General features: G+C 43.9%; 14 protein-coding genes. 3 read left to right on the top strand and 11 right to left on the bottom strand.

Annotated features, from left to right (window positions below; translation table 11 throughout):
- Positions 1 to 266 precede the first annotated feature (266 nt).
- The 7 genes from MKY52_RS19040 to MKY52_RS19010 all read right to left on the bottom strand — a co-directional run bounded on the left by MKY52_RS19040 (position 267) and on the right by MKY52_RS19010 (position 7,873).
- Positions 267 to 875 carry a 50S ribosomal protein L25 gene (locus tag MKY52_RS19040; protein WP_052404365.1) on the bottom strand — a complete coding sequence of 203 codons (609 nt, stop codon included), beginning with the start codon at positions 873 to 875 and terminating at the stop codon, positions 267 to 269.
- A 210-nt stretch (positions 876 to 1,085) separates the two neighbouring features.
- Entirely contained in the window at positions 1,086 to 2,051 is a 966-nt protein-coding gene (locus MKY52_RS19035; RefSeq protein WP_341052814.1) for an ABC transporter ATP-binding protein, read from the bottom strand.
- Positions 2,044 to 3,027 (bottom strand): ABC transporter ATP-binding protein, encoded by a 984-nt coding sequence (locus tag MKY52_RS19030; protein ID WP_341052813.1) that lies wholly within the window; start codon positions 3,025 to 3,027, stop codon positions 2,044 to 2,046. Before MKY52_RS19030 ends, MKY52_RS19035 begins: the two co-directional genes overlap by 8 nt.
- Positions 3,028 to 3,038: 11 nt before the next feature.
- Positions 3,039 to 3,962, bottom strand: coding sequence for an oligopeptide ABC transporter permease (opp4C, locus tag MKY52_RS19025; RefSeq protein WP_341052812.1), 924 nt, complete (start codon positions 3,960 to 3,962; stop codon positions 3,039 to 3,041).
- 16 nt (positions 3,963 to 3,978) lie between these two features.
- Positions 3,979 to 4,932: an ABC transporter permease gene (locus tag MKY52_RS19020; protein WP_339242616.1), complete on the bottom strand. Its 954-nt coding sequence runs from the start codon at positions 4,930 to 4,932 to the stop codon at positions 3,979 to 3,981.
- A 55-nt stretch (positions 4,933 to 4,987) separates the two neighbouring features.
- Entirely contained in the window at positions 4,988 to 6,736 is a 1,749-nt protein-coding gene (locus MKY52_RS19015; RefSeq protein WP_341052811.1) for an ABC transporter substrate-binding protein, read from the bottom strand.
- Between the two features lie 234 nt (positions 6,737 to 6,970).
- The gene (locus tag MKY52_RS19010; protein WP_341052810.1) at positions 6,971 to 7,873 is read right to left on the bottom strand and encodes an ArsR/SmtB family transcription factor; all 903 of its coding nucleotides are present in this window, start codon (positions 7,871 to 7,873) and stop codon (positions 6,971 to 6,973) included.
- A gap of 883 nt (positions 7,874 to 8,756) precedes the next feature.
- Here MKY52_RS19010 and MKY52_RS19005 point away from each other — a divergent pair.
- Together MKY52_RS19005 and MKY52_RS19000 are read left to right on the top strand one after the other, a co-directional pair.
- A complete protein-coding gene (locus MKY52_RS19005) occupies positions 8,757 to 9,050 on the top strand; it encodes a GNAT family N-acetyltransferase (RefSeq protein ID WP_042190028.1) in 294 nt (97 codons plus the stop codon).
- 83 nt (positions 9,051 to 9,133) lie between these two features.
- Positions 9,134 to 9,979 carry a GNAT family N-acetyltransferase gene (locus MKY52_RS19000; protein WP_076284608.1) on the top strand — a complete coding sequence of 282 codons (846 nt, stop codon included), beginning with the start codon at positions 9,134 to 9,136 and terminating at the stop codon, positions 9,977 to 9,979.
- Positions 9,980 to 10,057: 78 nt separating this feature from the next.
- Here MKY52_RS19000 and MKY52_RS18995 read toward each other — a convergent pair whose 3' ends face one another.
- The 4 genes from MKY52_RS18995 to MKY52_RS18980 form a co-directional block, all read right to left on the bottom strand.
- Positions 10,058 to 10,813 carry a hypothetical protein gene (locus MKY52_RS18995; RefSeq protein WP_156113157.1) on the bottom strand — a complete coding sequence of 252 codons (756 nt, stop codon included), beginning with the start codon at positions 10,811 to 10,813 and terminating at the stop codon, positions 10,058 to 10,060.
- Positions 10,814 to 10,838: 25 nt separating this feature from the next.
- Complete coding sequence (locus tag MKY52_RS18990) at positions 10,839 to 11,291, bottom strand: flavodoxin (protein ID WP_042190032.1); 453 nt, start codon at positions 11,289 to 11,291, stop codon at positions 10,839 to 10,841.
- A gap of 169 nt (positions 11,292 to 11,460) precedes the next feature.
- Positions 11,461 to 11,826: a VOC family protein gene (locus MKY52_RS18985; RefSeq protein WP_341052808.1), complete on the bottom strand. Its 366-nt coding sequence runs from the start codon at positions 11,824 to 11,826 to the stop codon at positions 11,461 to 11,463.
- Positions 11,827 to 11,918: 92 nt separating this feature from the next.
- Positions 11,919 to 12,779 (bottom strand): helix-turn-helix domain-containing protein, encoded by an 861-nt coding sequence (locus MKY52_RS18980; RefSeq protein WP_341052806.1) that lies wholly within the window; start codon positions 12,777 to 12,779, stop codon positions 11,919 to 11,921.
- Positions 12,780 to 13,007: 228 nt separating this feature from the next.
- Here MKY52_RS18980 and MKY52_RS18975 point away from each other — a divergent pair, with 228 nt between their 5' ends.
- Positions 13,008 to 13,871, top strand: coding sequence for a class I SAM-dependent methyltransferase (locus MKY52_RS18975; protein WP_042190039.1), 864 nt, complete (start codon positions 13,008 to 13,010; stop codon positions 13,869 to 13,871).

Genomic DNA, 13,871 nt, shown 5'->3' with positions numbered 1-13,871 from the left:
TACTAAAGCGTTTTCAAACAGCGACAACAGGAACTTTTGAATTCTTTACCATGGTAATTGTCCTCATTTTCAGCCTTCGTGGCCTATTCGTCAACGATTTTCTGTAAAATTTTAACTAAATGAGGCGAAACAACCATAAATCCCATTTAAGAAACTATACGAAAGACCGCACTTATTTTATTAATTCGTGTTTACGAAGACAAAACAAAAAGAGCAGACAGCTCCTTGGGAAGGATTCCATCTGCTCTTATGATTTAATCACTATTCTATTCTGCTTTATCTTCGCCAGAAGCTTCAACTGCAGCTGGTTCAGCAGCATCTTCATCGGTTGGCTCTTGAGCTGCTGGAGGTGCGATCCGGACAATTAAAGTGTCCTCAGGCGTCAACACTTCCCAGCCTTCATGCTTCGGCAGATCAGATACCAGCAATTGGTCACCAATATCTAGTCCACTGAGATCCACCTCAAAGGATGCCGTTAATTTATCTGGAAGTGTGCGAATATCCAGCTCATGCAATTCAATTTGCTGCACGCCGCCACTCTTCACACCTACTGGATCACCTGTAAAGTGGAATGCCACTTTTGTATCCAATTTAGCCTTCATATCAATTTGTTGAAAATCAATATGCAGCAGTTGTTTGGATACTGGCTGGCGCTGGATTTCTTGGATGACAACGTTCTTTTTACCCGAGTCTGGTAATTCCAAGGTTAATACTGCCCGAGGGTTATTAGCCAAAATCCCGGTAATTGTCTTAGCATCCGCTGTAAAGGACTGGCTATCTGAACCTGCACCGTACACGACTACCGGTACAAAGCCTTTTCTGCGCTGTGAAGAAGTCGAGCCGGATCTTTCTGTCAAACGTACTGTTGTATTCACGATGATTCCTCCTAAGTAGGGATTTTATACTAGACCGATTAGATATGTACGTCTAACCTAACCACTCTCTATTACCCCATTAACCTGGCTTCGAAACCCTTAAAAACTTTTTGAGCACAGGCAAAAATAAGGTCAAATTGTATTATTATACAATTCAACTTTAATTATTCAAGACTTAGGAGCGAATCGTCATTATATCTTTGACAGCTATCAGACCAAATGACAAGCTACAAAGTGGTTATTGCCAGCAGACCGGAATTCCGGGATTTCAGATCTGCAAACCTCTTGAGCATAGGGACACCGGGTATGAAATTTACAGCCAGAAGGAGGGTTCACTGGGCTCGGAATATCCCCCTTAAGGACAATTCTATCCCTTTTCAGCTTGGGAATAGGTATTGGAACAGCTGATAGCAATGCCTTGGTATACGGGTGGAGCGGATTCTTAAATAATTCATCTCTAGAAGCCGTCTCCATCATAGATCCCAGATACATAACACCGATTCTTGAACATAAATGCTCAACCACACTCAAATCATGGGAGATAAACAAATAGGTGAGCCCACGGCTCTGCTGCAGCTTACTGAATAAATTAATAATCTGTGCTTGGATGGACACATCCAAGGCCGAGACTGGCTCGTCTGCAATGATTAGCTCAGGATTCAGCACGAGCGCACGCGCGATTCCGATCCGTTGTCGCTGTCCTCCTGAGAATTCATGCGGGAAGCGATCAATATGATAAGAGGATAAACCACATGCCTCAAGCGCCTCAAGCACCCGATCACGAACCTCTGATTTTGAGCATAACCCATGATCCAGTAAAGCTTCTCCGATAGCATCCCCTATGCGGACCCGAGGGTTAAGTGAGCTATACGGGTCTTGAAAGATTAGCTGCATTTGGGGTCTGATATTTCGCAATTCAGAAGGAGACAAGGAATGAATGTCTATCCCTTTGAATTTGATCTCGCCTGCCGTTTTATCCGTTAGCCGTAAAATCGTCCGTCCGACCGTACTCTTTCCGCTCCCGGATTCCCCTACAAGCCCAAACGTCTCCCCTGGCTGTAGCGTGATGCTAATATCATCAACGGCTTTTACATGCCCAACCGTGCGGTTAAGCAATCCCTTGGTAACAGGGAAATATTTCTTCAGATGATTGACCTCAAGCAATGCCTCAGGCATGAACAACCGCCTCCTCATACAACCAGCAAGCTACCTTTTGTCTGCTGGCCACTTCTTTAAGCTGGGGCTGCTGGCTGACACATACAGGCATGCAATGCTCACAGCGGTCATGAAAATAACAAGAGGGTACCAGCTCTAGCGGATTTGGCACTTGACCTGGTATGGAATACAGCTCATCCTGCCGCTGATTGATAACTGGCTTCGATTTGAGCAGCCCTTTCGTATAAGGGTGTTTGGGATTGTTGAACAATTCAACAACCTCCCCCTCCTCCACAATCTTTCCGGAGTACATAACAATCACGTAATCAGCCATCTCCGCGACTACACCCAGATCATGGGTGATTAATAGAATAGACATGCCGGAGCTGTCTTTAATTTCACGAAGCATATCCAGAATTTGTGCTTGAATCGTTACATCCAGCGCCGTTGTCGGTTCATCTGCAATCAATAGCTTTGGACTGCAGGCGATAGCAATAGCGATCATTATCCGCTGCAGCATCCCTCCACTTAATTCATGTGGATAACTATCAGCAATTTGCTCAGGTCGTGATATGCCTACCTGTTTTATTAGTTCAATCGCCCGGATAAGCGCCTGCTTCTTATTCATCTTCAAATGCACGATCAACGGCTCCATAATTTGTTCACCGATCTTGATTACAGGATTAAGAGAGGACATGGGCTCCTGGAAGATCATCGCGATCTCGTTGCCACGGATGGCTCGCAGTGTGTTTTTGTCCATTTGCAACAAATCTTCACCCTGAAAATCAATTTTGCCATGGGCAACCTTGCCCCCTGGCTCTTCAACAAGACCCATGATGGACATCGCAGTTACACTTTTGCCGCAGCCCGATTCTCCGACGATACAGACCGTCTCTCCTTCACGGACACGGAAGCTTACATCATCAACGGCTTTCACTTTTCCTTCTTCCGTGAAGAAGTATGTACTTAGACCGTCTATATTCATTAAATCACTCATGTAAGGGTCACCTACCTCTTCTGTTTAGGATCAAGTACGTCCCGGAGTCCGTCACCAAAAATATTGATCGCGATTACTGTCGCGAAGATGGATAGCCCAGGCGGAATCCACAGCCACGGCCGATCCTTGAAGTCGATCATATTATTCGCTGCGTCAATCATATTGCCCCAGGTTGGTGTTGGCGGCATAACACCTAGCCCAAAAAAGCTAAGAACCGATTCACTCAGAATAGCACCACCGATGTTGAGCGTTGCCATAACGATCAGCAGCGGGATAATGTTCGGCAGCAAATGGTTAAATAATTTACGGCGATCCCGAAGGCCTAATACTACAGCTGCTTGCATAAACTCACGTTCTCGCAGACTAAGCATTTGCCCCCGTACCATACGCGCCATACCTGGCCAGCTCACAATGCTGAGCATAAGCATAACGATATACATCCGGTAGTCCGTTGGAATCTTCCACTCTGATAATAATGCTCCAAAAATAAAAAGCAGCGGCAAACTCGGAATCGTCAATAAAAGATCCGCAATCCGCATTATGATTTGATCGGCGATTCCGCGGTAATACCCAGCTATGGCTCCCAAAAGAGCCCCAATAAACACCGAAAGAACCATTGATGCCAGTCCTACGGTTAGTGAAATACGTCCTGCCTGCATCACCCGGGTCAAAATATCTCTGCCCAGCGCGTCAGTGCCAAGCCAATGCTTGATATTAGGGGCCTTGTTCATCAATGCCATATTAATTTTGTTATCCGTATAGGGTGAGAACAAAGGACCAATAAAACAAAGCGCAAACATAAAGATCACTACCACAAACCCGGATACCGCCAGCTTGTTCTTCAGCAACCTCCGAAGGGATTGCCGGAATAAAGAGGATTTTCCTTTGGTGGTCTGGGGTTTCAAGATACCCGCTACATTACTTTGAACTGCCACGTCAGCTTCCTCCTCTCTATAGCCGAACTCTAGGATCGGCAATCCGGTACAAAACATCCGAAAGCAACGTTCCTATGACGGTAAGTATGGCAATAAACATCGTAAAGCCCATCAGCAAAGGATAATCTCTTAGTCCGAAGGACTGCATATACAGCTGGCCAATCCCAGGCCAATTGAATATTTTCTCAATAATAAGTGATCCGCCGAATAGTGCTGGAAGCTCGAAACCAACCAGTGTAATTGCGGGCAGCAAGGCATTACGTAAGGCGTGTGTAAATAGCACCTTGCGTTCTTTTAAGCCTTTGGCACGGGCGGTACGAATATAATCCTGCTTTAAGACATCGATCATATTGCTTCGAAAATAACGGGTAAGCGATCCTAATCCAAGGAGGGTCATAACAACAACCGGAAGGGTCATATGCGTTACAATCTCCTTAAAATACGCCAGACCCGTAGCATTACTGCCCGTAGTGATTATTCCACCCGGAGGCAGCCACTTCAGATCGACGGCCAGAATTTTGATCAGGAATAAGCCTATAAAAAATGACGGCAGCGACATTGCTGCGAATATAGCGATCATCACGAGTGTATCGAACCATGAATATTGCTTATAGGCTGAAATCACACCAATAATAACTGCAATCACCCACGTCAGAAACGTGGAAACGGCAGCCAGTAGAAAGGAATTCCAAATATAATCATTAAAAAGCTGCAGAACAGGCTTCTGTTGGGCTAAGGAATAACCGAAATCGCCATGCAGCGCATTCTTCATCCAGATTCCATACCGCTCAAGCATCGGCTTGTTTAAGCCGTAAATCTCTCGCAGCTCAGCTTTACGTTCTGCAGTCAATTTGATATTTCCGGTTATGAAGTCCCCGGGAGTTGAAGCATACAGGCAGAAGATCAATAATGATGCCGCAAATAAGATAATGACCATGTACAACAGTCTTTTCGATAAATAAGCGCTCATGACAGACTCCTTATGATTTGTCCCCTGCTCATCAGAGCAGGGGACACTGTTTTATTTATTTCAGGCTCCAAGTTGGCAGACTGCCAGCAAGACCGATGAACGGGCTGACCGATAGATTCTCAATACGTCCGTTATAGGCGTATACAGTCTTTTTGTAACTTGTGAAAATAATAGGCAGTTCATCATTGAAGAGCTGATACAGCTCTTTGTATACCGCTTTGCGTGCTTCAATATCAGTAGTAGCCAAGGCTTTATTGTATAGCTCCAGGAATTTCGGATTGTCATAATCCGTGATTTCTCCATCGAAGAATTGCATGAACCCGTCAGCTGGATCAGTTAACATACTAGTGGAGAAGGATACGAGATCGTAGTCCCCGCCTTCTACCTTAGATACCAAAGAGTTAAAGTCTGCAAAAACCTCAGGCTGGAAATCGATACCCAGTGCTTCAAAGTTCTCTTTAGCTACAGCGATGAAAATATCTGTATTTTTGCTCTTGGAACCGAGATAATGAATGGTGAGCGGTTTGCCATCTTTTTCACGGATACCACCCGCGCCTACTGTCCAGCCTGCTTCATCGAGCAATTGTTTTGCTTTTTCCGGATCATATTTGTAAGGATTAATGCCTTCCTCCGTGTAAGACCAAGAGATAGGGGATGCCGGGATGTTGGCAATTGAGCCTGCACCTTGCGCTGCATCTACATAAATACTCTGACGATCCAGACCGTACACAATGGCTTGACGTACAAGCTTATCCTTGAGCTGTTCATGCTTCAGATTGACTTGCAAATAACCATAGGTACTTGGAGTGTAAGGAATAATATTCACAAAACCGAGCGCTTTCAGCTTCTCGATATTCTCGTCTGTCGCACTAAAAGAAGCGTAGTCTACCTCACCTGTTTCTACGAACTGCCATACATCGCCTTCCGTAGTTTTATAAATGAAATGCTCCGTTTTTGGTTTACCTTTGAAATAATTCTCATTCGCCACAAAACGTACTTCTTGCCCCGGAATAAATTTCTCCAGCTTGTAAGGTCCATCTCCAAGTGGCTTCTCATGCAGCTTCTTGATGTATTCAAGATCTCCAAATTTATAGTCCTTGCCATAGTAAGCTTTCGACAGAACATTCGAGCCGAGCTGTACCAGCGCTGTTGCGTTTGGTTGCTCAAGTGTCACTGAGATCGTCTGTGGATCAATCACTTTAATCCCTTCTATTGCTGTAGAAGAACCATCTTTATAGGCTTTGCCGCCTTTAACATTTAGGGATGGAAGCTGGGAGCTACCGTCATACGATTTGTCGTATTGGATCGTCCAAGTAAAAGCCACGTCATCTGCTGTCAATGGTGAACCGTCGCTGAATTTCAGATCTTTTCTCAAGTGGAACGTGTATGTAAGCTGATCATCCGAAACATCCCAGCTCTCTGCAAGCTCCGGTGTTGGAACGCCTTTATCGTCTACAGTTACGAGAGAAGCGTATAGCAGTGAAGATACATTGCCATCATAACCACTTTGCTGAAAATACGGAGTAAAAGCTCCGCTTGGGTCCGTTAACCCTACGATAATGGTGTCTGTACGTTTCTGTGCAACTGCTGGAAGTTTGGACAAATCGGTTGCGGTAAAAGGCTCGCTTAGCGCACCCGCAGGAACAGTCTCTGCCGGAGTTGTTGCTTCCACATTGGTTGAATTGGACCCTGCAGCCGCGTTGTTACCAGACGAGGATTCGTTATTACTGTTGTTAGCGCAAGCAGAAAGTAACAGTGAACCCGTAAGTAGTAATGAAGTGATTACAATCGCATTTTTTCTCATGTACCTATCTCCCTTTTCTCTCTAATAGAATAATAACTATAATTCCTACCTGTTAAGTATGAATAACTTCTGATGTTCATTATAGAAAGGTTTTCGAGTTCTGTAAAGAGAGAACTTTAAAAAAATTCTCTATAAACAGAATCAAATGGAAATTAAGACAAATAAAAAAAGCCAAAACCCTCTCTGTATAAGAGAATTCTGACTTTTAGATCGTTATATTTTTTTGTAAAATGATTATTTCAAATAATCAAATAGCTGCTCATTCATCCGATGAATGCCTTCCAGACGCAGACTGTACCCGGTGACATTCTCCCCTTCAATATAGGCATGAAGCAAACCTGCACAGCGAAGATTAAAAATATGATCGTGAACAATCCCCTTCGAGATTCCCGCATGCTTAACAATTTCGGTGAATGTTTTGCGACCACCGCTAAGAGCTTGGAGAATTTTCAGGCGGCTTTTTTCACCCAGACTACGAATGGCTCTATACATAAAAGGTGAAATTTCCTCGTTCTCCATCGAAATCCAGGCCGCATAATGACAGATTGTTAGTTCACCGTAGCAATAGATGATATTAGCAGGCTGAAAATGATACTGTGGAATTAATACAAGCTTCTTAAGCCCATCAGTAGGCATGAAATAAAATCCGTTGGTCGTTTTGTTCACAAAATCAGCAGTTTCCAGTGCATTAAACTCCATGTTCTTCAAATCCGTATGCTGCTGTAATTTGCTTAGAATCGCAGGATTGCATTGACTAAAGTACTGGCGGTTCCATTCGAAGAGTAAAAATACTACGCGATTACGGTAATCCTCCATATGGCTTGGAAATACCTTTACATATTTTGATAAGGTCTCATATAACTCGCCAACTGTTAACCCTTCAATCCAGTTCAATACACTGTCTACATCATCCTTGAATGGACAACAGTAAATGAGCAGATTCAACATTTTCCATTCATTATTTAGTTCGGTTTCCTTCAGACGGGATAATAGTTCCTCACTTAGAGTGCTTTCAATTTCAGTAACCCACGCTACCCCTAGGTCAATCTTCTTATAGGATTTTTTGCATAGATAAGTATGTAAGCTATTCAATAACTCATAAATCGATCCAAATTCAACCTCAACTTTGTATTCCACAATGATTCCTCCTGCTAGCGGTTCTTTTCAGTAGTGAGATATTCTCTTAATCTTATTGTATTATCCTGAGAATACGCAAGCTACTTTATAAACGGGAGTGTATAAAAATTCATTGACTGCTGCTTGACTACTGTTTGAATGAAGAATTTATTTGCATCTCACTTTGATTTTGAGATTGCGAGAGTCTAAGCAAGGGAATTGCTACTCATATGCAGCAGGACATTACAGTGCGGCTCCATCGGTGAACTCATACCCTCACGAAGTTGCTATCGGGCACAGTGGACCTTATAAGCAGTATTCCCCCCAATTTGGGGTTCTATCGGACTCCATAGGCGCTATTGGCATAGAAATCGCCTAATTTGTGCTTTTTCCTAAGGAATAGCTGCAATGGAGTCTGAAACTTTACTCAAACGGCTAAAAATTTGCAAATAACGTACTGAGTCCGAAAGCTCCAATGGATGATTATGATAACAGGAATTTTGGGCACGCTGAGGTCTCAAGAATTCCCATGAGTCCGGCTGTCCTGGATGTTCCTGCGTCAGAGTGCCGGGAATGTCTGGGCCGGCTTGCGTATCCAGCACACTAGGTTGTCCAGAAATTCAACCCCTTCCACCTTCTCGGCTCGCCAAAAGTCACTCCATCACGTCTGCCTCCTATCCCCATTCCGCAAAGCCAGACTACTTGCAGAACAAACATTACAAAGCAACTGCCTTTAGTAACATGAGCGCATCATTCACACCAATAATCCTAACTTCCTCGATAAATCCATCTATGGAAAGCCATCAAACGTCCAAGGCGAGCAATCAATCTGCTTCGTTCCTCGCTTTTTGCAAATCGTGGTAGTAAAATATAGGCAATAACATTTTAGGAGTGAAGCCATAAGATGCAAATTCAAACTGGAACAGGACGTTTTTTTGTTGCGAATGACGGTAAGGACCTTGCCGAGATCACATACAGTTTGGATAAAGATGCTGGGGAATTGGTCATTGACCACACTCGTGTCTCTGAAGAACTGCGCGGTCAAGGTACCGGTGAAGAACTTGTACGGGCTGTTGTAGATAAGGCTCGAAATGAAAATTTGAAAATTGTTCCTGTGTGCTCCTATGCAGCTCATCAATTTGAGAAGCATCCGGAGTATAAGGACGTGCTGAGCGGGAACACAGGCGAGCGAGACTGATCTCCGTTCCCGTTTCCGTGAAGCTTTATTAACCTATTCGAACTAATACACTTAGTTCAAATACACTTTAGGAGGAAACGGGTTTGACTACTACTGATACTTTGAGAAATATAGAAGAATTACAAGAACGCTGTGAGCAATATGATGGAATTTCACTGAAATTGAATTGGGATATGCTTCGCCAGCCATCAAGCGTAGGAGATACGGAATGGCTCGTGACATATGAAGATGATTTACTCGTCGGCTTCTTAGGACTTTATGGATTTGGAAGCGATATGGAGGTCTGTGGCATGGTTCGACCAGGCTACCGCCGACGGGGCATCTTCACCTCACTGTGGAACCGAGCGCAAACTATTATCAAACGAGGCAATGTTGATACCCTACTTCTAAACGCTCCTGCTGCCTCATCATCTGGTGTAGCATTCCTTCAAACGCTACCACTAGAGTTTAATCACGCGGAATACCAAATGAAATGGGGCGGAAATTCGGTTGCTTCTTCTGAAGCAAGCTCAGCCACAGGGACTGTGATCTTACGCCCTGCTCGTGAAGACGAAGCCCCAATTCTCGTTGAGCTGGATTGTGGAGGCTTTGACATAAAGACTGAAGATGCTGCCGAACTCTATGACCTGCAGAAACAGGAAGGCCTGCAAGAACATATTATGATCGAAATGGACGGACAACCTGTTGGTAAAATGCGGCTGTGGACCGAAGATAATGAAACCTGGATTTATGGATTTACTGTCAGCAAGAAGCTACGGGGGCTAGGCATTGGACGAAGTGCACTTCTTCAAACGATCGAACGAGAACGTAAAAACTATAATGGAATTAATCTCGAGGTCGCTCTAGATAATCCCAATGCGCTTAAGCTATATGAAAGCTGTGGCTTTATCATTCAGAATAAACAGGATTATTACCGTTATATCGGCTAATCCATAGAATTAAAGCCTCCTGTCTAATGGGCGTTCTCGCCTGTAGAGCAGGAGGCCTTATTTTATTATTAGGAGTACTCACATAAGCCCAAAGCCTCCAACATTAGCTTCGCCTCTATCATTTCTACGGTCACTACAGTTTAATGAGCCATCAGCGTGCACTTCCTGCTCCAGAAATACAGATAACAATCGAACATAATCCAAAGACTCCTTATACGGGACTGCATTTCCCTTGTAAGAGTATTTACGACCCTCTAGCAAGGAGTAGATTTCCACGGTCTCCGCAGGTTCACCGTAAGCCGCATAACAAAAGACGTTTGTCATATGCAAAAAGCCCGCAATAGTATCCTCATTGCCATTCACCATAAATTTCTGAATGTTCAGGCTTCGACCATTCTGAGTAGAATTCCAAGCTAATTGAGTAATCATCGAAAGCTCCAAGCTCAGCTCCGGGACTGGCACATACCACTGCTCGTATAGCATTACCGGAATTTCCAGTAAATGATTGGTCGAAACGATACGCATTAGTTCATCCGCTATACTCGTCTTGATATCCCAATATTGCAGTAATGAAGGAAAAGCATCCCCCCTAGGTGGCCAACGACGCTCTAACAGAAATTGTATCGGTGTCTCCCTTCGAACTTCAGGCAGCAAACTATAAAAGTCGTTAAGTGTATGCCCTACAGCATATTGAACCTGCTGGCGCCAGCGTGGGAGCCCGGTCGCTGGAGCTCCGCTTGATAAATTCTCGGCCCCTCCAAGCATAATGTGCTCCACTCGATAATCATGCAGTCGTTTATATGGAGGCGTATGTAAATTCACTTGTTTCTTCATCCAACTTCCCGCTGGCCCGCCCATCCTATGATGCCACCATACAAGCTTCGATAAATTGACGACCGAATTGACGGCAAGCTTCTTTTTCAGCAGCGTTCGGGCCATATTCAATCTTAAGACTATCCTGTAATATCACAGCTCCACGTTCCTTTAACTTCTCCACGAATAAGTCCACGGCTCCACAATAAATCGCGTAACCTGTGTCTCCACTGCCAAAAACTGCTGATTTCATAGCGGTCAAATCAAGCTCATCCATCTCCTCATAGAAATCAAGAGCTTCATCAGGTAGCTCGCCATCTCCCCAAGTGTATGCTCCTAACAGAACGCCTTCATATGAATTTATCTCAACCGCGTTACATTCAGTGACCGATTTCAAAACGGCTTCACCGCCTGCTTGGCGTATTCCCTCTACAATTAATTCTGCCATTTCCTCAGTGTTTCCAGTTAGACTGGCGTATGCCACTAGCACTTTAGTCATCTTTCTGTTCCTCCCATTACTAAACATAAAATTTAAATGATGTGTGCTTCACCCTCATTCTATTTGATAATGATTATCATTGTCAAATGAATAAAAATAAAAAAACGCAAACTCCCGTTTATTCACACGGTTGATGTTTGCGTTCAATCCCTTTTTTGTTCAAAATTATTTAGTATGCTCCTTCGAGCAAGGTAATGTGATTACCATCTGGATCGCGGAAATTCATTTCTTTTCCGCCATACGCCATCGTAACCGGTGGCTGACAATCCAGTCCCTTTGCCTTTAACTGCTTGTACGTCTCATCGAGATTATCGCAGCCGAATACTAAATTAACAAAGCCAGTCGTGAGCTTTTCCCATTTCGTCTCATCCCAAATGATGATTCCAGGCTGCTTCTTGTCGAATCCAATCTTTGCGCCATCAAAATTGCCGTAGCCTTCGAACGGAATTGAAATCCCTAGCACCTCCGAATAAAATGCAGCCAACGCAGCAGTATCCTTAGTGTAGATGTTAGTACCTTCAAAAGACGAAATCATAATTTGTCCCCTTTCATTCTCATCATCATAGTGCCCATTTCTTACTTGAGTTTAACAAGGCTAGCACCCTTTGTATTGCAAAATTGCGACATTTATCTGCCCGCATAGACTAACGCCTCAAGTGGTGTTCTTCCTGCATATTTCTTGAAACTGTTTATAAAATGAGGCTGGTGGCTGAATCCATACGTAAAAATAAGATCCTGCATATTCTTCATCTGCACAGGCAGTTGATACATTTCCCGCCATACATTCTGAAATCGAACAAGATCAGCTGTTTTTTTAGGCGATACACCTATGTATTCTTGAAACAGTCTTTCTAGTTGACGTCTGCTTAGATTAGAGCTGGTTTCCAAATCCTCAGCTGTTACCACACCCTTTTGTCTAATTAGGGTATAAATTGCATTCATCATCCGATCATTAGTCCGTCCACCACGCTCAAGACGCTGAAAAAGATAAGCCTCAGCTGCCGCTATCCTTTCATTCATAGAATTTGCTTGTTCCAGCAGAAGTCCTAGCTCTTTTTTAAAAGTACAAAAGTATTGGTCCACATCTACAAATGCATTCAGGACATCCCGGAGATGGTCATCTGCAAAAAAATGAACGGCCCAGAAATGAAATCGGATACCAAAGGTTGAGATCATACCTTCCCCTCTGTCTGAAGGGACTTCAAAAGGAGCATCATTGATGCCGGAAAAAACGGTAGTTGTTAAGCCTGTCGACTCATTCAGATTCCAAATAATGTCCATGCATGTATCTGGAATAATTGTTTCCATTCGAGGTTCGTAACCAGATGTCTTGTCCACTACGTGAACGGATGCCTCTGTAGGAATACGCGGTGTAACAGAACCCCAGAAACAGCGAATATATGGCTGCAAAGCTTGACTGGGTAGAAATTCACTAGTTTGTGCTGGATTTGCAGTTATAGGGAAATATAGAGGCGCGAGATTGAACATAAGCTGCTATTCTCCGATCATAAATATTGTAAAGACTCTGATATCTGATCATACACAATCATTGCTTGATCTGCCAGAATATTAGCTGTGAGCATGGAAATATTATACACATAATCTTCATTGGATAAAATAAGTAGAGTGTTGGGCTTGTGCGTATTTTGTTTGTAGCTATATGGTGAAATGATGTACAATAAAGGCTAAATGAATTTTTGAAGGATGGATTAAAAAATGTATATAGCTAGCGACTGGAAAGACTATGAAGTAATTGACACTGGCGGTGGAGAGAAGCTTGAACGTTGGGGTGACATTATCCTGCGCCGTCCGGATCCACAAATTATTTGGCCACTCTCCAATGAGACAGCGAAATGGCGTGATGTACACGGTCATTATCACCGTTCCTCAGCCGGTGGTGGACAATGGGAAATGAAGAAAACAATTCCGGATGATTGGAAAATTAGTTACGGAAAATTAAAATTCCATTTGCGTCCTACAAATTTTAAGCATACAGGGTTATTCCCTGAACAAGCGGCCAACTGGAGCTGGATGATGGACAAGATTGCGGCTGCTAACCGTCCGATCTCAGTACTGAATCTATTTGCTTACACTGGTGGAGCTACTGTAGCCGCCGCAAGTGCCGGCGCTTCTGTTGTTCACGTGGATGCAGCCAAAGGAATGGTGCAATGGGCCAAAGAAAATGTCCAGCTGTCCGGTCTGGGCGAGCGTCCAGTTCGCTACATCACGGATGACGTATTCAAATTCGTACAACGTGAACAACGTCGTGGTAGTAAGTATGATGCGATTATAATGGACCCGCCTTCCTATGGAAGAGGACCTGGCGGAGAAATGTGGAAGCTGGAATCCAGCTTATATCCTTTCCTTGAGAGCTGTATGCAAATAATGAGCGACAAACCTTTGTTTATGCTAATCAATTCATACACCACTGGGATTTCTCCAACTGTCCTACGTAATATGTTGTCGATGACCATGGGTAAACGTTATGGCGGGAAGCTCACCTCCGGTGAAATCGGTCTTCCGATCACTTCCTCCGGCATGAACCTGCCATGCGGTATTCTGGGACGCTGGGAGGCGTAA

Origin of the sequence: Paenibacillus sp. FSL P4-0184 (assembly GCF_038004625.1) — a bacterium.
GTDB lineage: Bacteria > Bacillota > Bacilli > Paenibacillales > Paenibacillaceae > Paenibacillus_AQ.
The sequence above is the reverse complement of the archived record's forward strand: the minus strand, read 5'-3'. Positions and strand labels throughout refer to the sequence as shown.